Here is a 21497-nt window from a genome sequence, read left to right as displayed (position 1 = left end):
GATCAGAAGCGCGCACTCACCCCCAGCTGCACGCCCCACTGCTGGCCACTGTCACGCCCCACGCTGCTTTGCGCTTCCAGCGTGGCGCGAATGGTTGGGGTCAGCTCGATATGGCTACCCAGACGCAGCAGGCCCCAGTTGCTGTCCGGGCGCGCCAGTTCGGTGGTGAACTGGCCCGGCTGGCTCTTGATGCCGGCGTCCAGCTGGGTGGTGCGGCTATTGAACTGATGCACATACTGTGCCCCGGCAAACGGGGTGAACTGGCCCACGCGGGTGGTCAGCTCGGCCCCCAGCCGGCCTTGCCAGCCCGATTGCGACTGCTTGCCAAAGCGCATGGCGGTGCTGTTGCTGCCGTCTTCGCTGTAACCGGCCACGCTCAGGTTCTCGTAGGCCAGGCTGGCCAGCGGGCTGACGGTCCAGTTGCCGGTTTGCCAGTGGTAGCGCCCGGTCAGGCGCAGGCCAGCCTGATGGCCGTCGGTGTCGCCCTGCTCGCTGCGGCTGACATTGCCCAGGGCAAAGCTGCGCCGCACTGAGCCGTAGTCGTTATTGGCGGCAAAGGCGTCCACGTCCAGCGACACCGGGCCAAACTGCTGGCTGACAAAACCGGTCAGCCGCTGTTGCTTGAAGGTGAAGGTGCTGCTGGCACCACTGTCCAGCTGGCCACGGCCATAGCCCAGGGCCAGACCGGCGCGGGTGTTCGGGCCGAGTTGTGCTTCCACGCCCACGGTATAGCTGTGCTGTTCACCCTGGCCATCCAGCTTGCCGGCTCCCTTGGCGGCAAACGGCAGATAGCCGTAATGGGCAAAGGCGCTCAGGCTGCCCACTGGCTCCGGCGACAGGCGGGCCTGGCGGTAGCGGCTGTCCAGCAGGGTATACATGCCTTCGCTGGCCGAACGGGCGGCGGCGGGCAGCGCAGCGGCGTAGTACGGCGCGGCCAGGGTGGCCACGGCGTAGTCGCCAATCATTTGCTGGGCCAGTGGGGACGGATGACGATCATCGGCAAACAGATAGCTTTGCCCGGCATTAAAGCCTGGGGTGGACGAGAAGCACACCAGCGAGCTGACGCCAGGCGGGCAGGCGGTGCCGGTGACATTGTTAAAACCATAGGCGCTCGGGGTGGCCAGAATTTCATTCAGCAGGCCGGCCACATCCAGCCGCACCATGTTCACCCCGGCAGTGCTCAAACCCAGGCCCACCGTGCTGTTGAACAGCCCGGCCAGTGCATTGACGCTGCTTTGCGCGCCACTGCTGCCTTCGTATTGGGCGCGCAAGGTGTTGGCCGGCAGGCCCAGCGCGCTTTCGGCGTTGGCCAGCACCTGGCGTTGCAGCGCCTGCTGGCTGGCGGCGTCGGGCGTGGCACCGGTAGACAGGGTTTGCTGGGCCACCGCCACCACGTTCAGCCGGGTGGCGGCGGGCAGATTGGCCAGCGCCGGGCTGTTCACTGCGGCGGCAATCACCGACAGCAAGGTGGCCGGGGTGCTGCCAAAGGCCGGCAGATTGGGCACGATAAAGCGGTTGGCACCGGCGGCCTGCAGGCGCAACACCTGCGCCACCAGGCTGTTGGCGTCGCTGCTGGCCTGGGCAATCCCGGCTGCCGAACCTGATACGGCGGCGGTTTCTGCTGCAGCCGGAATGTCATTGCCACCAGCCCACACCACATGCCAGGCCTGGCTGTCGGCGCGCCCCTGGCGGCTGTTCAGGTAGTAGCTGACCTGGTCGGGCACATCCACAATCGGCAGGACGTTGGTGCTGGCAATGCGCGCCTGGCTGGTAGAGCGCGCGCCGCCCTGGGCAAAGTTATTGCCTTGTGCCGAGGTGGCCGGGTTCACCGGGTTATTGGCCAGCGCCTGGCTGCCCAGCGACTGGGCCAGCACGTCAGCGTAAAACGGGGCGTTGTTATAGGTCCAGCGGCTGCCGGTGGGCAGCACGCCATTGGCGGTGGGAAAGCCCTGGAAGGCGCCGGTGTCGGTCAGGCTGTCGCCAAAAAAGTAAACATTGCCGGCGTGGGTGTGGCTGCTGGTGAGCAGGCCCAGCGCCAGTGCGCTGGCAAGCAAGGTGAGCTTCATGCGGTGTTCCTCGTGAGCGTGATGAGGGCGGGGTGGCGTCTTGTTGCGCCGTGGCGCTGCCTGCGTCTGGCCCGATCTTGCCTTGGGGGAGGCCAGCGCAACCGATAAAGTAAACGGTTGCGCCATGGCTGCAAAGCGTCTTGTGTCGTGCAGTGCAATATCCATGGCGATGGTGGCGCAGCATGCGGTGAGGCAAACAGCGGCGTGTCAAAGGCGTTGGCGATTATCCTGATCGCACATCATCACACCAATCGGCTGGCCATTTACCGCTTTGCCGCTGCTGCCCCACCTTTGCGTGGGAGACACTTTTTTCAGCGTTCCCCTCCTGAACAGGGGAAACCCAGCCTGCGCACGCCAAAGCAGCCAGCCATGCATGATTCGCCCCCATCGGCTCGCTTACTTCATCGCCCCCCACAAGCCGTCAACATTGTGCTTGAACAACTGCACATAGCTGGCCGCCGGGCCGTTGGCGGGCGACAGCGCATCGGCGTACAGCTTGCCGCCAATCTGCACCCCGGCTTCGCGGCTGAGCTGCTCCAGCAGGCGTTTGTCGCTCATGTTTTCCATAAACACCGCGCGGATTTTTTCGCTCTTGACCTGGCGCACCAGCTTGGCCACGCCCTTGGCCGAGGCTTCGGCTTCGGTGGAAACACCTTGCGGCGACAGGAAGCGGATTTGATAGCGCTGGGCCAGGTAGGCAAAGGCGTCGTGGCTGGTCAGCACCTTGCGCTGGCTGGCCGGAATGGCGGCAAAGCGCTGGCGGGCGTCGTTGTCCAGCTGCTCCAGCTGCTGGCTGTAGGTCTGGGCGCGCTGGCTGTAGTAGTCCTTGCCGGCGGGATCGGCCTGAGTGAGCGCGGCGCTGATATTGCGCACGTACAGTTTGACGTTTTGCGGGTTATGCCAGGCGTGCGGGTCCTGGCTGGCGTGGCCATGATCGTGACCATGGTCGTGGTCGTCGTCCACCATGACCAGCGGTTTCACCCCCTGGCTGGCCACCACGGTCTGGCCCTTGAAGCCGGACGATTTGCTCAGCCGGTTCAGCCAGCCTTCAAAGCCCAGGCCATTGACCACAAACACCTTGGCGGCAGCCAGTTTTTTCACATCCTGCGGTGCCGGCTGAAACACATGGGCATCCTGGTCGGGGCCCACCAGGCTGCTCACCGTCACGCGCTCGCCACCCACTTCCTGCACCAGGTCGGCCATGATGCTGAAGCTGGCCAGCACCGGCAGCTTGTCGGCCAGGGCCGGGGTGCTGAGCAAGGCCAGCAGTAGCGGAATCAGGGGTTTTTGCATCGGGTTTCCTTTCAATTCAATGCCTTCAGTCAGTCAACAGCGGATCAGTGTGCCAGATGGCGCTGACGAATCAGTTTGGGCAGCACGCCACCCGCCGGTGCCAGCAGCAGCGACAGCAGATACAGCGTGCCGGCAAACAGGATGATGGCCGGGCCGGACGGCAGGTCGAAGTGGTAGGAACACAATAGCCCGCCCAGGCCGGAGCCCAGCGCCAGGGTGATGGCGGTAATCAGCATGCCGCCCACGGTTTGCGCCCACAGCCGGGCAGTAATGGCCGGCAGCATCATCAGCCCCACGGCCATCAGCGTGCCCAGCGCCTGAAACCCGGCCACCAGATTGAGCACCACCAGCACCAGAAAAATCAGGTGATACACCCCACCAGACACCCCCACCGACTGCAAGAACGCCGGGTCGTAGCTTTCCAGCAGCAGCGGGCGGTAAATCACCGCCAGGGTGAGCAGGGTGAGCGTGGCGATACTGGCCACCAGCAGTAGCGCGGCGTCGTCCACTGCCAGCACGGTGCCAAACAGCAGATGGATCAAGTCCACATTGCTGCCGTACTTGGACACCAGCAGCACGCCCAGCGACAGCGCCAGCAGGTAAAACGCGGCAAAGCTGGCGTCTTCGCGCACGCTGGTAAAACGGCTGACCAGCCCGGCAATCAGCGCCACGGAAATGCCGGCAATAAAACCGCCCAGCCCCATCGCCGGCAGCGACAGCCCGGCAAAGATAAAGCCCACTGCTGCGCCAGGCAGTACGGCGTGGCTGAGCGCATCGCCCATCAGGCTCATGCGCCGCATCACCAGAAACAGCCCGATCGGCCCGCAGCCCAGCGCCAGCGCCAGGCAGCCCACCAGGGCGCGGCGCATAAAGCCAAACTCGACAAACGGTTGCACCAGCAGGGTATACAGCTCGTTCATCGGGTTTTCTCCGCCGGGGCGCTGCCCGGCATTGTGTCGTCCACCCGGCATACCGGGGCTTGCTCGTGCCAGTGCGCCACATTGGCGCTGGCGCGCTGCAAATTGGCCTCGGTCAATACCTCCGCCGTGGGGCCCCAGCCAATCACCTCGCGCGACAGCAGCAGGGTGTACGGAAAATACTGGCGCACCTGGGTAAAATCGTGCAGTACGGCAATCACCGTGCGCTGTTCGTGCTGCCAGCGTTCAATCAGATGCAGCAGGTCGTGGGTGGTGCGCGCATCAATGGCGGTAAACGGCTCGTCGAGCAAAATCAGCGGCGCGTCCTGCACCACAATCCGGGCAAACAGCACGCGCTGAAACTGGCCGGCAGACAGCGCACTGACTGGCCGCTGGGCAAATTCGCCCAGCCCCACGGCGTCCAGCGCCAGCTGGGCCGCGCGCCAGTCGCTGCTGCGCGCCGCGCCAAACGCACCCATCCGGTGCCAGGCCCCCATCAGTACGGTATCCAGCACGCTGACCGGCAGGCTGCGATCAATCTGCGCGGCCTGGGGCAGGTAGGCAATCCGCGCCGGCGACAACCCACCCAGATCCACCCGCCCGGCATCGGCACGCTGCGCGCCGATCATCGCCTTCAGGATGGTGCTTTTGCCCGCGCCATTTGGCCCGACAATTGCGGTGGCCTGGCCGTCGGCAAACTGGCCGGACACATGGTGAACCGCTGGATGCCGCCGGTAGGAGACAGTGAGGTTTTCCAGGCGAACGCTCACGCTGCGCCTCCGGCCAGCGCCCAGATCACCGCTGTCCATAAACCGGCCACTGCCAGCAGTGCCAGCAGCACGCGCTGGCCCGCTGATGCGGCCAGCAAACTGAATGAAGACAACCTTGCTAACTTCATGGGTATTCCCGACATGATTCCGCCCCGATCAAGCGGGGCGGTGGAATAATGCAAGCAATGGCATGGGCATGCATGCCCTGCCGGTTTGAAAAATACGTCCTGCCAAATGTGGGGCAGCCCACCGGGGAAAGCCGTGAACGGGTTGGGTTCAGGCCATCACGCTGGCAATGGCCTGCCCCAGCGCGGCTTCCACTGCGCTGGCCCACTCGCCGGCTGGCGCAATCAGCTCAAAGCGGCTGTCGCGCCGCCAGGCCACTTCAGTGGCGGCCCATTCGCCGCCGGCCACCCAGTTGAACCACAGCCAGGTATGCGGCCCCATGCGCAGCACCGCCTTGGCCCGCACCAGCCCCGGTACATGCTCGGGCAGGGTGCGCAGCAGGGTGCCAATACGCTCCAGGTCAAAGCACACGCCGGGTTCAAAGGTCCAGCCGGCACTGCTCATGCCACTTTCCGCTGGCGGCAGGCGTGGGCGGTAGCGGGCAGCCGGGCGGGCGGGCAAGGTCAGCCAGGCCGGGTCAATGGCACCATGGGCCACCGCAGCAATCCGGGTTTTGGGCGGAAACAGCGCCTCGGCCTGCTGCTGAAATTCGGCCAGGGTGGCGTCATCGCACACATCACCCTTGCTGGCCACCAGCACGTCGGCCAGTTCTACCTGATCGCGGTAAATCGGGTGGCGGCGGTAATTGGGGTCAATAAACTGACGCGGGTCTACCAGGGTGATTGACGCCTGTACATCCAGCGCCTCGCCCAGCGGCGCACGGCGCAGCTCGTCCACCACATTGGAGGCATGCGCCAGCCCACTGGCTTCGATCAGCACCCGTTGCGGGTGTTTTTCCCGAATCAACTTGGCCAGGGTGATGGGCAGTTGCGGCCCGGTGGCGCAGCACAGGCAGCCACCGGCGATTTCGCGCACTTCGGCACCGCCCTGGCTGAGCACGGCACCGTCGATGCCGATTTCGCCAAATTCATTGACAATCACCGCCCAGATTTCATCCGCTGGTTTGTGCGCCAGCAGGTGCAGCAAGGCGGTGGTTTTGCCGGTGCCCAGAAAACCGGTCAGCAAATTAACAGGAACACGCGGCATCATGAGGGTTGGCAATCCTTGCACAGGCCGGTCAGCAGCACATCCTGCCGGCGGGGTTGAAAACCGGCCTGCGCCGCCACGCTGGCCAGTTGGTCCAGGCTGGAAGTGGCGTCGATTTCCGCCACTTCATTACAGCATTCGCACACCAGCAGCAGGCCATGGTGCTGGCAGTCCAGATGCTGGCAGGCCATATAGCCATTCAGCGCGTCTACCCGGTGCAGCAGGCCGTGTTCCACCAGAAAATCCAGCGCCCGGTACACCGTGGGCGGTGCGGCCTGGCCACGTTCGGCCTGCAAATCGGCCAGCACCTGATAGGCTTTGACCACACCGCCACGGGCCAGCACCAGAGCAAGAATTTTCTGGCGCAATGCCGTCAGGCGGGCACCCCGCGCTGCGCAGTGTTTTTCTGCGGCAGCCAGGAACTGAGCGGGAGGAAGCAGCGTCACAGCACGGGCCTTTAGTCGGAGTGGATAACTGATATGTTATAGTGTAACGCTTTTTGCCGCGTTCAGATAGTACCCTCCCCGCCATCGGCGCAAACTGAACCACCCCATCATTATGCTTTAATATATAATGTTGCCTGCGGCGATGCTTTCCGGCTAAGCTTGCCGCCATCACCCCAAAAACCTGCTCGCCCTGCCATGGGCAAGCGCCCCATCCCCAAATTGTGACAAGGAGTGTCTGATGCGCGTTGTTTCTTCCCTGCTGGCAGCTGTGCTGGCAACGGTGGCTTTTTCTGCAGTGGCCGCCGATGGCAAAGACCCGCTGGAAGCCCGCAAGGCTGTGTTCAAGGAATACAAAAAAGTGTTCGGCCAGGGCATGGGCGCAGTGATGAAGGGCGAAAAGCCATATAACAAGGATGAGTTTGCCGCGCTGGCCGCGCAGATGGTCGATCTGTCCAAACAGCCGTGGCAATATTTCCCGGCAGGCAGCGACAAGGGCAAAACCGAATCCCGCCCGGAAGTATGGACCAAGCCGGCTGAATTCAAAAAAGCCGCTGATGAGCATCAGGTGCTGATTGCCAAGCTGGCCGATGCCGCCAAGGGCGGCGACCTGGCGCAAATCCGCCCGGCATTTGGCGCGGCACAAAAAACCTGTAAGGCTTGCCACGAAGTGTTCAAGAACGATTGATCACCCGGTCAGCCAGGGTAAAATGGGCATCCACCACGAGCAGGCCGCATCCTGTGCGTGGTGGATGCCCATTTGCCGCTATAGGCCGTTGTGCTGAACGTTCTGCGGTATGATGCAGGTCAAGGACGCTGTGACTGTCCGGGTGCATGCTGACGCCTGCTGGGCGTGTGATATGCTGATGGCTTTGCTGGCATGCCACTGGCCCTGCCGGGGTGTGTCGGTTGATTGCGCCGGTGTGCCTGCCTGCCCTCCTTGCCGAACGGAACACGATGAAAGTCCTGGCCCTTGCTGGTTATTCCGGTAGTGGTAAAACCACCCTGCTGGAAAAACTGATTACCCGATTAAGCGCAGACGGCGTGGATCTGGCCGTGATCAAGCACACCCATCACGATGTCGATCCAGACACCCCGGGCCGTGACAGCTGGCGGCATCGCCAGGCGGGGGCTCGCCAGGTGATGCTGGCCGCTGCGCGCCGGCGAATGCTGATTGAAGAACTGCCCGCTGCCAATGATTTACCGCTGATTGAGCATCTGGCTGCCTTGCAGCCCTGCCGGCTGGTGCTGGTGGAAGGCTTCAAGCACGAACGCGGCCTGGCCAAGATTGAAGTGTTCGACCCGGCCTTGCAGCGCCCGCCGCTGTATCCCGACGACCCGGACGTGCTGGCAGTAGCCTGTGATGCGCCGCTGCCGGATTGCCCGGTGCCCTGCTTTTCCCGCAATGACGTGGAAGGCATTCTCCAATTTATCCGAATGAGTGTACTGCCATGACTGCACCCGCCATGCTGGCCGTTGAGGCCGCCCTGGAGTTTCTGCTTGACCGTGCCCGCCCAATCACCGACACCCAAAATCAGCATCTGCTGCATGCCCGCCGCTGCGTGCTGGCGCAGGATATCCGCGCCAGCGTGGATGTGCCGCCGTGCGACAACAGCGCCATGGACGGCTACGCCGTACGCAGCAGCGATATCCAGCCGGAGCGCATGCTGCCAATTTCCCAGCGCATTCCGGCGGGTGCTGTGCCTGGCCCGCTGGCCGAAGGCAGCGTGGCGCGGATTTTTACCGGCGCACCCATTCCGGCGGGCGCTGACGCGGTGATCATGCAGGAGCAGGCGCACCCGGATGGCGACAAGGTGCGCTTTAGCGCAGCGGCCAAGCCGGGGCAGAATATTCGCCGCAGCGGCGAAGACATCAGCAAGGACAGCGTGGTGCTTAGCGCGGGTACCCGGCTGTCGCCGGCAGATCTCGGCCTGGCGGCATCGATTGGCTGCGCCTACCTGGATGTGTTGCGCCCGCTGAAAGTGGCGGTATTCTTCACGGGCGACGAGCTGGCCGAGCCGGGCGAAACGCTGAGTGCCGGCAAGATTTACAACTCCAACCGCTACTGGCTGCGCGGCCTGCTGGAAACCCTGGGCTGCCAGGTGCGTGACCTGGGCATTGTGCCCGACAGCCTGGCCGCCACCCGGCTGGCGCTGGCCGATGCCGCCGCCACCAGCGATCTGGTGCTGACCTGCGGCGGGGTATCGGTGGGCGAAGAAGACCATGTCAAGCACGCCGTCGAGCGTGAAGGCCAGCTGGACTTGTGGAAAATTGCCATCAAGCCGGGCAAACCGCTGGCGTTTGGCCGGATTGGCGAGGCGGATTTTGTTGGGCTGCCGGGCAACCCGGTGTCGGGCTACGTCACCTTCTTGCTGTTGATCGCCCCATTCATCAAGGCGCGCCAGGGCCGTCTCGACGTGCAGCCCTGGCCGGTAACCCGCTTGCCGGCGGGCTTTGAATGGCCGCGCAAGGATCCGCTGCGCACCGAGTTTCTGCGCGTGCGCCAGGTGGTATCCGAAGGCCGCGTGACGCTGGAAGCCTTCCCGAAACAAGGCGCAGGCGTGCTCACGTCGGTGGCCTGGGCTGATGGTCTGGTGCGGGTGGGGCCTAACCAGACCATCAAGCCGGGCGATCTGGTGGACTATCTGCCGCTGTCTGCCCTGCTGGCCTGATTCCACTGGCCGTGCCCACCATCACCTTCATTCACCCGGCACTGCCTGCCCCTGCCGTCTTGCAGGCGGAACCGGGAGAAGTGCTGATTGACGTGGTGCGTCGCGCGGATGTGCCCTTGTACTGGCGCTGCGGCCATGGCACCTGCTGCGCCTGCCAGGTCCGCATATGCCACGCCCAGCAGCCGCGCGACTGGCCGTGGTCACGCAAGGAACGCAATGTGCAGGCTCGCCACGGCCTGATTGATGCCAGCACCCAGGCGCAAGAGCAGATTGACGACAGCCCGGAACGCTGGCGGCTGGCGTGCAGCCTGGTGGTAGGGGAGGAAGACTGGGAAGTGCGCTGGTAGTGTGAGGTCACAACAATAACGATTTGAATCAAAGCAAGAGGTGAAAATGGAAATTGGCGAAATACTGACGCTGGCCGGATTGGCCGGTGGAATATGGCTATGGGTGCGCTGGCGCACGCCAAAAACCCCACCACCTGCCCAGCCAGCAGCACCCGCCTATCGCCCTGACAAACGCGCGCCGCTACCTGCGCCACACCCAGTGGCCGTCCTGCGCGACCAACTGCGCCAGCACTGCCAGAACATCCTGGCAGACGGCCTGGTGGAAGAAGACGAGCTTGAAGCGCTGCACACCTGGCTGAGTGCCCAGCCGGCGCTGGACGCAGAACCCAGCATTCGCCGTCTGGCCACCCAACTGGGCGATGCCCTGGCCAAAGGCGCGCTGAGCACCGGCCAGCGCCAATCCATCGAAGACCAGCTCCAGAATCTGGCCGGCATCCGCCTGCCGGCTCACCCCCCACCCCGCCGAGCGGCCAGCCGGGCAGCACTGCCCTACCTCGAAGGCCGTCAGCTCGACACCGTACAATTTGCCTACATCGACGCCACCGGCGAATACTCCGACCGCCGGGTGGTGGTTCGCCAGCTGGATGGCCAGTGTTTTCAGGGGCTATGCCTGAACCGGCGCGCCACCCGCACATTTCGCCTCGACCGTGTGCAGGGCGACATCACCTCAGAAATCAGCGGTGAGGTTCAGGAACCCTGGACATGGGCGCGTGGCCTGGCCAAACCCAAAGCCAAACCAGCCCCAGGCAAGCCGGCCCCGCAGGCCACTCCAGCGCCCGCCCCGGCAGCAGAGCAGGTGGGCGAAGTGCTGTTCACCGGCTTTTCCCGCGCCGAGCGCGACGAGCTGGAACAACTGGCCGACGCGCATCGCTGGCGCGTGCGCAAGTCCATCACCAAAAACCTGACTGTGCTGGTGGCCGGGCCCCGAGCGGGCGAGGCCAAACTCGCCCAGGCGCGGGCAGCGGGGGTGCACGTGATGGAGAAAAGTGCATTCGAACTGCTGTGCAAATGAAAAAGCGCTGCTGACCAAAGTAGCCAGTGGCGCGGTGAACAGTAGGGATAAACCTGTTTACTTCGGGTCAACAGACAGGCTCATGAGCGCTGCCCAGCGCTGGCATAGCACTGCAACTTGATCGAGCTGATTGCAAAACCGATCTTTCACCGAAAGTTTTTTTATGAAATAAACGTGAAATGATTGTGTGGTCAAAGTCATGTTGGGTCTGAATACGACAATTGCCTTACATGACTGACGGGTGACGTCAGGTACGAAGCGTACCGTCAGGAAGACAGGATGGATGGTTCAGTATTCGGCGTCAGTGCTTTTTGCAAGACGCTCGCCACTCACCCACCCTACCCACACCATCGTATAATGCCCGGTTTTCCGCCACTTTCTGCCCGCAATGACCACCCCCTCCGACCTCAAACGCGCCCTTGATGATTGTCTGGCGCGCGACCGCCATGCCTTGCTGTCCCGCATCCGCCAGTGGGAACAGCGCCGCCGCGATGGCAAGTCTGCCGACCGGCTGGCTGCCGAGCTGGAGCAGGCGGTGGCGCGGTCGCGTGCGCGGGTGGCCGAGCGGCGCGCCAGCTTGCCGCAGCCGGAGTTTGACCCAGCCTTGCCGGTTAACCAGCGGCTGGACGATTTGCGTGCGGCGATTGAGCGCCATCAGGTGGTGATTGTCTGCGGCGAAACCGGCTCGGGCAAAACCACCCAGCTGCCCAAGCTGTGCCTGGCGCTGGGGCGCGGCACGCGCGGGCTGATTGGCCACACCCAGCCGCGCCGGCTGGCGGCGCGCTCGGTGGCCACGCGGATTGCCCAGGAGCTGAAATCCACCCTGGGCGAAGTGGTGGGTTTCAAGGTGCGCTTTACCGAGCGCAGCTCGGAAAGAAGCCATATCAAGCTGATGACTGACGGCATCTTGCTGGCGGAAACGCAAACCGACCGTTATCTGAGCGCCTACGACACGCTGATTATTGACGAAGCACACGAGCGTTCGCTGAATATTGATTTCTTGCTGGGCTTTCTCAAGCAGTTGCTGCCGCGCCGGCCCGACCTGAAAGTGATCATCACCTCGGCCACCATCGACGCCGACCGCTTCAGCCAGCACTTTGACGGCGCGCCAGTGATGGAAGTGTCTGGCCGCACCTTTCCGGTGGAAGTGCGCTACCGGCCACTGGACGAGCGCGACGAAGACCAGCATGAGCTGGACATGGAAGCGGCAATTGTCGAAGCGGTGGAAGAACTGGCCCGCCATGGCCCCGGCGATATTCTGGTGTTTTTGCCCGGCGAGCGGGAAATCCGCGACACCGCCGAGCAGCTGCGCAAGGCGCGGCTGACCGCGTATGAAATCCTGCCGCTGTTTGCCCGCCTGTCCAACGAAGACCAGCAAAAGATTTTCCGGCCTTCGGGCGGGCGGCGCATTGTGCTGGCCACCAATGTGGCGGAAACCTCGCTGACCGTGCCGGGCATCAAGTATGTAATCGACACCGGCCTGGCGCGGATCAACCGCTACAGCCCGCGCGCCAAAGTCGAGCAGCTGCTGGTGGAAAAAATCAGCCAGGCGGCGGCGCGTCAACGCGCGGGCCGTTGTGGCCGGGTGGAGGCCGGGGTGTGCATCCGGCTGTATTCCGAGCAGGATTTTAACGCCCGACCAGCGTTCACCGACCCGGAAATTGTCCGCTCCAACCTGGCGGCGGTGATTTTGCGCATGGCGGCGCTGCGGCTGGGCAAGGTAGACGAGTTTCCGTTTCTGGAAGCACCGTCGTCGCGGCTGATTGCCGACGGCTACCAGCTGCTGCACGAACTGGGCGCGGTCAGCGAGCGTGGCGAGATCACCGAACTGGGCCAGTCGCTGTCGCGCATTCCGGTCGACCCGAAAGTGGGCCGCATGCTGCTGGCCGGCGAGCAGTTTGGCTGCCTGCGCGAAATGCTGATCATTGCCTCGGTGCTGTCGATTCAGGACCCGCGTGAACGGCCCTTTGACGCCCGCGAAGCCGCCACCCGTGCGCATGCGCGCTTTACCGATGAAAAATCTGATTTCCAGTCGTTTTTATTGCTGTGGGATTTTTTTGACGAAGCGCTGCAAAACAAAAGCTCCAATCGCCAGCTGATCCAGCTGTGCCACACCCATTTTTTGTCGCATTTGCGCATGCGCGAATGGCGCGAGCTGCACGCCCAGTTGAGCCAGATTGCCGACGAGCTGAAACTGCGCCGCAATCAGGACACCCCGGCCACTTACGAGCCGCTGCACAAGGCGCTGCTGACCGGGCTATTGGGCAATGTCGGGATGAAATCGCTGGAAGGCGACGATTATCTGGGCGCGCGTGGGATTCATTTTCATATCTTTCCGGCTTCTGGCCTGAAAAAAGCCCGGCCCAAATGGCTTGTGTCGGCAGAACTGACCGAAACCAGCAAGCTGTATGCCCGCTGTGTGGCCAGCATTCAGCCGGAATGGCTGGAGGCGCTGGCACCGCATCTGGTCAAATACCATTATTTTGAACCGCACTGGGAAAAAGCCCGGGGCGAGGTGGTGGCCAGCGAGCGGGTGACGCTGTACGGGCTGAATATCGTGCCGCGCCGCTCGGTGTCGTATGGCCGGGTAGCCCCGCAGGAAGCGCGGGAAATCTTTTTGCGCGAGGCGCTGGCGGCGGGCGAACTGAATACCCAGGCACCGTTTTACCGGCATAACCAGGCGCTGATTCGTCAGGTGCAGGAGCTGGAACACAAGGCGCGTCGTCAAGATGTGCTGGTGGACGAGCAAACCCTGTTCGATTTTTATGCCGAAAAAATTCCGGCAGATATTTGCACCGCTGCCGGCTTTGACGCCTGGCGCAAAGAAGCCGAACGCGATGCACCCAAGCTGCTGTATCTGACCCGTGATTACCTGATGCAGCACGCGGCCAGCCATATTACCGAAGAACAGTTTCCACCCAAGCTGAAAACCGCCGACGGCGAACTCACCCTGCGCTACCGCTTTGAGCCCGGCCACCCGCTGGACGGGGTGACGGTGGATGTGCCGCTGCCCTTGCTTAACCGGCTCAACCCTGGCCAGCTGGAATGGCTGGTGCCCGGCATGCTGCGGGAAAAACTGGCCTTGCTGATCAAGTCGCTGGCCAAGCCATTGCGCCGCGCCTGCGTGCCGGTGCCCGACAGCGTGACCCGTTTTCTTGATCGGCAGCCTGATATGCTGGCCCCGCTGCTGCCCCAGCTGGCCGCATTTGTGCAGCGCACCGCCGGCACGCCGGTGGGGCTGGCGGATTTTCATCCGGACACCCTGCCGGCGCACGCCAGCATGAATATCCGCGTGCTGGACGATGGCAAGCAGGAGCTGGGCATGGGCCGTGACCTGCTGGCGCTGCAACGCCAGTTTGGCGATGTGGCCCAGCTCACCTTCCGCGATACCTCGCTGGAATTTGAACGCGACACCGTCACCAGCTGGGACTTTGGCGACCTGCCGGCCACGCTGAAATTTGCCCGCAACCGCCAGCAGTTGACTGGTTTTCCGGCGCTGGTGGTGGAAGACGACCGGGTGGCGCTGCGTCTGTTCGACACCGCGCACACCGCCGACGCGGCGATGCGCGGCGGGGTGATCCGCCTGCTGCAGTACGCCATGAAGGAGCAGATGAAGCAGCTGAACAAGGGGCTGCCCGGCAATTTCACCCAGACCGCCATGCTGCTGCGCAACCTGGGCCACACCGACGGCTTGCTGGCCGACGCCATTGCCGCCATCTGCGACCGCGCCTTTATTGGCGAAGACCCGCTGCCGCGCACAGAAAAAGCCTTTAACGAGCAAAACAAGCGCGCCCGCGCCCGCCTGCCGGCAGTGACTGAAGCCGTCAACCGCTACCTGGCCGACATCGCTGCCGAATACCAGAAAACCCTGAATCTGGCCGAACGGCACAAGCTTGGCCCGGCGCTGCGCAGCGAAATTGGCCAGCTGGTCTACCCCGGCTTTCTGGCCGCCACCCCGTGGGACAGCCTGTCGCAACTGGCGCGCTACCTGAAGGCCAAGCAGCTGCGCATGGAAAAATACGCCGCCAACCCCAGCCGCGATGGCCAGCGCGGCGCGGAAATCACCCAGCTATACAAACAATGGGAAGCCAAACTGGCCGAGGCGGAAGCGCTGGACGGTGCCAGCCAGGGCCTGCGCGACTTCCGCTGGCTGATTGAAGAGCTGCGTGTGTCGCTGTTTGCCCAGGAGCTGAAAACCCCGTTCCCGGTGTCGGTAAAACGGCTGCAAAAAGCCTGGACAGACATTGAGGAAAACCGGCGCTGAGCGAAACAATACCTGCGGTGGGGCCAGCTGTTTTCGGCCTTGCCTCGGGCAAAAGCGCATATCTGAACTTGCCAAGCAAAAGAGCTTGGCGGCATAATCAGACGCTATGAAATTTCTCTTCGACCTGTTCCCGGTCATCCTGTTTTTTGCCGCGTTCTACATCACTCGCGACATCTATATCGCCACCGCTGTCGCCATGGCCGCCACCGTTGCCCAGGTTGCGTTCAGCTGGTTCAAGCATCGCCAGGTGGATACCCTGCAATGGGTGTCGCTTGGGCTGATTGTCGTGCTTGGCGGTGCCACCCTGTTGCTTCATGACAAAGCCTTCATCATGTGGAAGCCCACCGTGCTTTACTGGGTGATGGGCGCGGGCCTGCTGGTCAGCCAGTGGCTGGGCAAGCAGCCGCTCAAGGCGCTCATGGGCAAGCAGCTCACCCTGCCCGAACCGGTGTGGAAGCGCCTGGTGCTGGCCTGGGTGGCGTTTTTTGCCGGCATGGGTGTGCTCAATCTGTATGTGGCCTTCACTTTCAGCGAGGAAGTGTGGGTCAATTTCAAACTGTTTGGCGGCATGGGCTTGATGTTGCTGTTTGTCATCGGGCAAAGTATTGTCCTGTCCCGCTATATGGAAGATCCAAACTGATGCGTTATGTCATCATTGGCCGCGACGTGCCCAACTCTCTGGCCCAACGTCTGGCCGCCCGCCCCGACCACCTGGCCCGGCTGACCGCCCTGCGCGACGCTGGCCGTCTGGTAATGGCCGGCCCCTGCCCGGCCATCGACGCTGCCGACCCTGGCCCGGCGGGTTTCAGCGGCAGCGTGATTGTTGCCGATTTCGACTCACTGGAAGCCGCCCGCGCCTGGGCGGATGCCGACCCCTATGTGGCTGCTGGCGTCTATGCTTCGGTAGAAATCCTGCCGTTCAAACAGGTGTTCTGAGCCCGTGACCCTACACGCTGATTCTGTGCCACTGCGCGAGCAGATTCTCCAGCGGCTGGCGGTGTTGCAGCCTGAACTGGTCGAGCTGGACGACGACAGCGCCGCCCACGCTGGCCATGCCGGTGCGGCGGGCGGTGGCGGACATTTTTCCCTGATGCTGGTATCGCCGGCCTTTACCGGCTGCTCCCGCATCGAACGCCACCGGCGGGTATACGCCGCGCTAGGTGAGCTTATTCCTTCCCATATTCATGCTTTGAGCTTGCGCGCCTACGCGCCTGACGAGCTCTGAGCCCAAGTTTTTCAGGAGATTTTATGCGTTTGAACCACATTGCCGCAGTGCTGCTGACGCTGTCGCTGGCTGCCGGCGCACAGGCAGCCGATAAATCGGTGGCAGTGGTCAATGGCACCGCCATTGCCCAGACCGAACTCGACCAACTGACCGATTCCGTGGTGAAGGGCAGCAATGGCCGGGTGAAGGACAGCCCGGAACTGCGTGCCGAACTCAAGCAGCAGCTGATCAACCGCCAGATCATCCTGCAGGAAGCCAGCCGCCGCAGCCTGGACAAGAGCGCCCAGTTCAAGGAGCGCCTGGAAGACATTCGCAACGATCTGCTGCAACAGGCGCTGTTTGAAGACATCGCCCGCGCCAACCCGGTGACCGAAGCACAGGTCAAGGCCGAATACGACCGCCTGAAGGGGCAGACTGTTGGCCAGAAAGAAGTCAAAGCCCGCCAGATTGTGCTGGGCAGCGAAGAAGACGCCAAGCAAGTGATTGCCCAGCTGAAAAAAGGCGGCAAGTTTGAAGAGCTGGCCCGTAACAAATCGCGCGACCCGGCGGCCAAACAAAGTGGCGGCGACATGGGCTGGGGCAATCTGGGCATGATGCCCAAGCCGCTGGCCGATGAGCTGAAGTCGATTGGCAAGGGCCAGGTATCAGCCCAGCCGTTTAAAACCGAACTGGGCTTTCATGTGTTCAAGATTGAAGAAATCCGTGACGTGAAGGTGCCAAGCTTTGACGAAGCCAAGCAACAGCTGGCGCGTCAGATGCAAAACGCCCAAATCGAAAAAACCCTGGTCGAGCTGCGCAACAAAGCCAAAATCCAGTAACCCCATTCAGGAAATCTTTTCATGCGTACCAAGCTTCTGTGCGGCCTGATCGCCGCCACCCTGGCCCTGCCGGTGCTGGCTGACAAACCGGCGTTTTCGGTTAACGGCACTGCCGTGCCGCAAGCCCGTGTTGACGCCATGCTGCAGCAACTGCAACAGCAAGGCCAGACCGACTCTCCGCAGCTGCGCGCCATGGTGCGTGACCAGCTGGTGCTGACCGAAATCCTGCGCCAGGAAGCGCAAAAGAAGAGCCTGGACAAGTCGGCAGAATACAAGTCGGAAATCGACGCCTTCTCCGCCCGTCTGCTGGCCAACCTGTTTGTGCGTGACTGGATGCGCGCCCACCCGGTGAGCGAAGCCCAGCTGCGCGGCGAATACGACAAGGTCGTTGCCCAGTTCAGCCGCAAGGAATACCGCGCCCGCCATGTGCTGGTGGACAACGAAGCCGACGCGCAAAAGATTCTGGCTGACCTGCAAAAGGGCAAGGCCTTTGCCGCCATCGCCAAGGAAGTGTCGAAAGACACCGGCAGCAAGGACAAGGGCGGTGAACTGGACTGGGCACCGGCAGACAGCTATGTGGCCGAGTTCAGCACCGCGCTGACCAAGCTCAGCCGTGGCCAGGTGGCCGCCGCACCGGTAAAAACCCAGTTTGGCTGGCATGTGATTCAGCTGATTGACGTGCGCGATGCGCAAGGCCCGTCGTTTGACGAGCTGAAACCGCAGCTGGCCCAGCGCATTCAGGGCGCTCAGCTGGATGCTTACCTGGGCAAGCTCAAGCAGCAGGCCAAGGTGGAATAACACCGGGCAGCCAAGCCACAAATGCCGCAGGCCAACGGGCGGGCTTTCTGAAGAAAGCCCGCCCGTTTTGTGCTGAGACCTGCCCTCGCCCCCGATTCAAATGGGGAAAAACATCAAGAACAGGACCCACCATGCCGCGCTTCGCCGCCAACCTCTCCATGCTGTTCACCACCCACCCCTGGCCCGAGCGCCCCGCTGCTGCCGCTCGCGCCGGGTTTACCGCCGTGGAAATCCAGTTTCCCTATGAATCCATTGCCGCCGACACCCTGGCCGCCGCCTGCACCGATGCCGGCGTACGGTTATGCCTGATCAATGTCCCGGCTGGCGATTTAATGCAGGGCGGGCCGGGCTTGGCGGCGGGGCCGGGCCGCGAGGCGGCGTTTGCCCAGGCGGTGGACGCGTGCCTGGCCTATCTGGCGGCCTTGGGTGAGCAGGCACCGGGGCGGGTGAATGTACTGGCCGGGCGGCTGGCCGAGGGAGTGAGCCGCGCCGAGGCGCTGGCCACCCTGGTAGCAAATCTGCGCGCAGCCTTGCCGCGCTTTGCGGCAGCGGGCGTTCGCGTCGGTCTGGAGGCAATCAACCGCCACGACATGCCCGGCTTCTTGCTCAACACCCCGGTGGATCTGGCCGAGGTGTGGCAGGCGCTGGGGCGTCATCCGCTGCTGGATGCGCAAATCGACCTGTACCATATGGCCCGAGAAGGTCAGGATTTGCCAGCCTTACTGGCCCAGCCGCCGCTGCCCATCGGCCACCTGCAGTTTGCCGATTGTCCGGGCCGGGGTGCGCCCGGCAGTGGCGCGCTGGATTGGCCCAGGCTGTTTGCGCTGATTGACCAGCATTACCCCGACACTTATTGCGCGGCAGAATACCGGATGGAACCGCATGCCCCGCTGGACGTGCGCGCCGGCTGGCCGCTGAACTGATGCGCCAGCTAAGGATACGCTGAAAAAATCGTCATTCCCGCGAAGGCGGGAATCCAGGGCTTTGATTTTGCTGGGTTTTGCTTTTGGCAAAAACGGTTTTTCTGAATCAATCAGCGCGTCCCTAAGGGAGCAAGTCACATGGCCAAAATGGGGCGCCCAGCAAAAATTCAGGCAGACGACGCCGCGCAGCTTGTGGCCATCGTCGAATCAGACCGCACCGCCACAAACAGCAGCAAGAGCAAGGCCGTGGCGATACTTGACCCACTTTGGGTAAAAACAGGCTGGTTTGAGGTACTGTTGCCGTCATGACAGTTGGTGGCCGTGCCTGCCAACACCCCCGAGGACTCGCGCGAGCTGGCGCAGCAGACGCTGCACCGGCTACATTTGTGCGACGACGAACGGGGGCTGCGGCAACGGCGCAGCTGGCATCAGAGGTATCAGCAGGGTAAGCTGACGCTGGCAGGCTTATATGAGGTGACGCCGCTGATTGCGGCGGCGGTAGACAAACAACGGCAACGCGATAGCGTTGGACTGGAATAAATAATGTTGTTGTTTCATTGCACAAAAGACGCCATTGAGGCATTAACCGCCACCCATCAGGGCAAGACACACTGTTGGGTGGACAATGCTCCGCCGCCAGAGGGCGCGCAGCCATGGGGGTGGCAGTTGCACGCGGTAAAAATTGCCCGTCGGCAGGTGCTGGTGGCCATGCACGGCGACACCCGCTTTGTCATGGTGTTCTGGGGGCTGAAAAAAGGCGATGGCAAAGCGCTGTTGAGCATGTTTTACGAGCGGATCGCCAATCATCTGCTCTGGCTGGCAGAGGATAGCGGCGTGATGGATAGGGCTGCTGCGCGCAAGATGTTTGACCGCGTGATGCGCAGTCACGGGCCATTTCGCTTTCATGCCGGCAGCGACCGCAGCGTGCAAGCGCATATCAATGAAGTGGTGCGCCTCTGCCGCCAGGCCGTGGCTGACAACGACGGACGCTTGCCCGATAACGGTGAGCAAGCCGGTGAGTTTGACGAATTTCTGAATCAGAGCATTCGTCGGGTAAAAGGCAGCGATTATTTTGTGCCCGCCGACGCCTGGCTGAGCGCCTGTTTGCGCGATTTTGCCGACTTTGACGCAGAGGCGCTGGCGCAACTGGGCAAGCGCCGACGGGCCGAGCGCCAGCATGCCATGGTCGAACAGCTGTTGCAGGCAGCTGAAGCCCGCGGCCTGTTGCCGGATGATCCCGCCCATGCGCAGATGGTGCAGTGGCTGGAACAAGCCAAGGAGCGGCTGTAGTAACAGCGGCTGACGCAATCCTTTTTGGTGTTGTTTTGTTGTCTGGTGAACGACCGATACCTCCTGCAGTTAGACTGCCTAGCCAGGATCGTTTCGTTGATTTTTGCTTGCCGCTCAAAATAAAATATTAAAAAAATTATTGGCGGGGGTTACGATCGCATGGTTTTAATTTTGCCGTGGCGTTTTTTAGGGACGCGCTGATTTATTCAGAAAAACCGTTTTTGCCAAAAGCAAAACCCAGAAAAATCAACACCCTGGATTCCCGCCTTCGCAGGAATGACGATTTTTTCAGCGTATCCTTAGAGTAGACTACATCAAGATCATACCATAAAATATATGTCAAATAAAATATTCCAAAGAAGTGTACGATAAAAATGAATCATAAATTAGAAATTCTAAGAAAGCTCGATTTGCATTTATTGGCAGATAGGTATGAGCCTACTCAAGAAGTTTCTTCAGGAAAAAGCTCCTGGGCATTTTACGGAGTAGATAGAGAAACAAATGAAGCGGTTTTTATAAAATTCCTTTTGTTTCCTAGAACCGAGATGGAGAAAGCCCGATTCGAGAATGAGATCTTTATTTTAAAACAAGGCCTTTCGCCCGGAATGTCTTCTTTCTCTAAAATTTTACATGACGGATCGGCTGAACATGGAAATGTATTGTATTTTATTACTAAAAAGGCAGATGGCTTAACTCTAGCAGACTGGATGGATAGATTTTTGATGTGCTCAGACATAACCAAGAGACTGGAGGTTTTTCATAGAATTTCATCGTCTGTCTCTAGGTCTTATGTTGCCTCTATTATGGCTCAGCATAGAGATTTGCACCCTGGAAACATAATTTTGCAAGAAGGTGAAATTGATTGGCGCGCACGGCGCTCTAAAGATTTTTTTGTGAAAATAATTGACTGGGGTCAAGCTTATTCAGCGTTTCTGCCAATGTATGATGATAGCCCAGACTTTTCGTTTATTTTGCATAAAAATATTGGCAGAGAATTTACAGCCTCATTTTACAGTGCTCCCCCAGAGGTGTTTTTAAAGCCACTTGAACAGCACTTGGAAAATTATGATTCATGGGCGTTGGGCTTGTTGCTGTATAAAATCCTAACACACAAAGACGCTTTTGTTTTTGAAGGAATCGGCGATTATGTCTCAGCAGTTATTAATGGGCAAATAGAGGGCATCGCAAGAGCTTGCAAAGCTATTGTGGCACAGCTAGAGACACCACATGCAGCGCTTCTTTCTGAAGTTTTTTACAGATTGATAAAGGTAAACCCGCATGAAAGAATGAATGTGCAAATAGTAGAAAGAGTGATGTGGGATTTGAGAATTGAAAACTTCGTTCCACGAGATCATCATGAATTGCATAGTTATCTGCTGAATCCTTCCCACTATGAACCTGCTGAAGGATGGCGTTTTTCTTCGAAACCTGAATACGATTAAAATAT

The 21497-nt window shown here is 61.3% G+C and carries 23 protein-coding genes; 16 read left to right on the top strand and 7 right to left on the bottom strand.

The window, feature by feature from the left end; translation table 11 throughout:
- Positions 1–2: 2 nt before the first annotated feature.
- The 7 genes from BXU06_RS06485 to BXU06_RS06460 form a co-directional block, all read right to left on the bottom strand.
- A complete protein-coding gene (locus BXU06_RS06485) occupies positions 3–2066 on the bottom strand; it encodes an autotransporter outer membrane beta-barrel domain-containing protein (protein WP_171982134.1) in 2064 nt (687 codons plus the stop codon).
- 396 nt (positions 2067–2462) lie between these two features.
- Positions 2463–3359 carry a metal ABC transporter substrate-binding protein gene (locus BXU06_RS06480; RefSeq protein ID WP_077297931.1) on the bottom strand — a complete coding sequence of 299 codons (897 nt, stop codon included), beginning with the start codon at positions 3357–3359 and terminating at the stop codon, positions 2463–2465.
- A gap of 44 nt (positions 3360–3403) precedes the next feature.
- The gene (locus BXU06_RS06475; RefSeq protein WP_077297929.1) at positions 3404–4279 is read right to left on the bottom strand and encodes a metal ABC transporter permease; all 876 of its coding nucleotides are present in this window, start codon (positions 4277–4279) and stop codon (positions 3404–3406) included.
- On the bottom strand, positions 4276–5046 hold the full coding sequence (locus tag BXU06_RS06470) for a metal ABC transporter ATP-binding protein (protein ID WP_077297927.1): 771 nt from the start codon (positions 5044–5046) through the stop codon (positions 4276–4278). Before BXU06_RS06470 ends, BXU06_RS06475 begins: the two co-directional genes overlap by 4 nt.
- Complete coding sequence (locus BXU06_RS18385; RefSeq protein ID WP_256364061.1) at positions 5043–5174, bottom strand: hypothetical protein; 132 nt, start codon at positions 5172–5174, stop codon at positions 5043–5045. The genes BXU06_RS06470 and BXU06_RS18385 overlap by 4 nt, the downstream gene beginning before the upstream one ends.
- A 148-nt stretch (positions 5175–5322) precedes the next feature.
- Entirely contained in the window at positions 5323–6258 is a 936-nt protein-coding gene (locus tag BXU06_RS06465; RefSeq protein WP_077302712.1) for a GTP-binding protein, read from the bottom strand.
- On the bottom strand, positions 6258–6704 hold the full coding sequence (locus tag BXU06_RS06460; protein ID WP_253189538.1) for a Fur family transcriptional regulator: 447 nt from the start codon (positions 6702–6704) through the stop codon (positions 6258–6260). The genes BXU06_RS06465 and BXU06_RS06460 overlap by 1 nt, the downstream gene beginning before the upstream one ends.
- 238 nt (positions 6705–6942) lie before the next feature.
- On the opposite strand from BXU06_RS06460, the gene BXU06_RS06455 reads away from it, so the two are divergent.
- The 16 genes from BXU06_RS06455 (at position 6943) to BXU06_RS06385 (ending at position 21492) form a co-directional block, all read left to right on the top strand.
- The gene (locus tag BXU06_RS06455; protein ID WP_077297925.1) at positions 6943–7389 is read left to right on the top strand and encodes a cytochrome c; all 447 of its coding nucleotides are present in this window, start codon (positions 6943–6945) and stop codon (positions 7387–7389) included.
- 269 nt (positions 7390–7658) lie between these two features.
- The gene (gene mobB, locus BXU06_RS06450; protein ID WP_077297923.1) at positions 7659–8156 is read left to right on the top strand and encodes a molybdopterin-guanine dinucleotide biosynthesis protein B; all 498 of its coding nucleotides are present in this window, start codon (positions 7659–7661) and stop codon (positions 8154–8156) included.
- Positions 8153–9373 carry a gephyrin-like molybdotransferase Glp gene (glp, locus tag BXU06_RS06445; RefSeq protein WP_253189537.1) on the top strand — a complete coding sequence of 407 codons (1221 nt, stop codon included), beginning with the start codon at positions 8153–8155 and terminating at the stop codon, positions 9371–9373. Before mobB ends, glp begins: the two co-directional genes overlap by 4 nt.
- 11 nt (positions 9374–9384) lie before the next feature.
- Positions 9385–9720, top strand: a complete 336-nt coding sequence (locus BXU06_RS06440) for a 2Fe-2S iron-sulfur cluster-binding protein (RefSeq protein WP_077297921.1) — start codon at positions 9385–9387, stop codon at positions 9718–9720.
- 46 nt (positions 9721–9766) lie between these two features.
- The gene (locus tag BXU06_RS06435; RefSeq protein ID WP_077297919.1) at positions 9767–10732 is read left to right on the top strand and encodes a BRCT domain-containing protein; all 966 of its coding nucleotides are present in this window, start codon (positions 9767–9769) and stop codon (positions 10730–10732) included.
- Between the two features lie 388 nt (positions 10733–11120).
- Positions 11121–14996 carry an ATP-dependent RNA helicase HrpA gene (gene hrpA / locus BXU06_RS06430; RefSeq protein ID WP_077297917.1) on the top strand — a complete coding sequence of 1292 codons (3876 nt, stop codon included), beginning with the start codon at positions 11121–11123 and terminating at the stop codon, positions 14994–14996.
- Between the two features lie 106 nt (positions 14997–15102).
- Positions 15103–15636 (top strand): septation protein A, encoded by a 534-nt coding sequence (locus tag BXU06_RS06425; RefSeq protein ID WP_077297915.1) that lies wholly within the window; start codon positions 15103–15105, stop codon positions 15634–15636.
- Positions 15636–15932 (top strand): YciI family protein, encoded by a 297-nt coding sequence (locus tag BXU06_RS06420; RefSeq protein WP_077297913.1) that lies wholly within the window; start codon positions 15636–15638, stop codon positions 15930–15932. Before BXU06_RS06425 ends, BXU06_RS06420 begins: the two co-directional genes overlap by 1 nt.
- A 4-nt stretch (positions 15933–15936) precedes the next feature.
- Positions 15937–16221 carry a BolA family transcriptional regulator gene (locus tag BXU06_RS06415; RefSeq protein WP_253189536.1) on the top strand — a complete coding sequence of 95 codons (285 nt, stop codon included), beginning with the start codon at positions 15937–15939 and terminating at the stop codon, positions 16219–16221.
- A 23-nt stretch (positions 16222–16244) separates the two neighbouring features.
- A complete protein-coding gene (locus tag BXU06_RS06410; RefSeq protein ID WP_077297909.1) occupies positions 16245–17039 on the top strand; it encodes a peptidylprolyl isomerase in 795 nt (264 codons plus the stop codon).
- A 21-nt stretch (positions 17040–17060) separates the two neighbouring features.
- Positions 17061–17837 (top strand): peptidylprolyl isomerase, encoded by a 777-nt coding sequence (locus BXU06_RS06405; RefSeq protein WP_077297907.1) that lies wholly within the window; start codon positions 17061–17063, stop codon positions 17835–17837.
- A gap of 131 nt (positions 17838–17968) precedes the next feature.
- Positions 17969–18760, top strand: a complete 792-nt coding sequence (locus BXU06_RS06400) for a hydroxypyruvate isomerase family protein (protein WP_077297905.1) — start codon at positions 17969–17971, stop codon at positions 18758–18760.
- A gap of 138 nt (positions 18761–18898) precedes the next feature.
- A complete protein-coding gene (locus BXU06_RS17670) occupies positions 18899–19069 on the top strand; it encodes a hypothetical protein (RefSeq protein ID WP_171982132.1) in 171 nt (56 codons plus the stop codon).
- Between the two features lie 12 nt (positions 19070–19081).
- Positions 19082–19300 (top strand): hypothetical protein, encoded by a 219-nt coding sequence (locus tag BXU06_RS06395; protein WP_150125129.1) that lies wholly within the window; start codon positions 19082–19084, stop codon positions 19298–19300.
- Between the two features lie 3 nt (positions 19301–19303).
- Positions 19304–20050 carry a hypothetical protein gene (locus BXU06_RS06390; protein WP_077297901.1) on the top strand — a complete coding sequence of 249 codons (747 nt, stop codon included), beginning with the start codon at positions 19304–19306 and terminating at the stop codon, positions 20048–20050.
- 374 nt (positions 20051–20424) lie between these two features.
- The gene (locus BXU06_RS06385; protein ID WP_077297899.1) at positions 20425–21492 is read left to right on the top strand and encodes a protein kinase; all 1068 of its coding nucleotides are present in this window, start codon (positions 20425–20427) and stop codon (positions 21490–21492) included.
- The last annotated feature ends 5 nt before the right edge of the window (positions 21493–21497 follow it).

It is taken from the genome of Aquaspirillum sp. LM1 (assembly GCF_002002905.1).
Taxonomy (GTDB): domain Bacteria; phylum Pseudomonadota; class Gammaproteobacteria; order Burkholderiales; family Aquaspirillaceae; genus Rivihabitans.
Note: the sequence above shows the minus strand (reverse complement) of the source record. Positions and strands in the feature narration are given on the sequence as shown.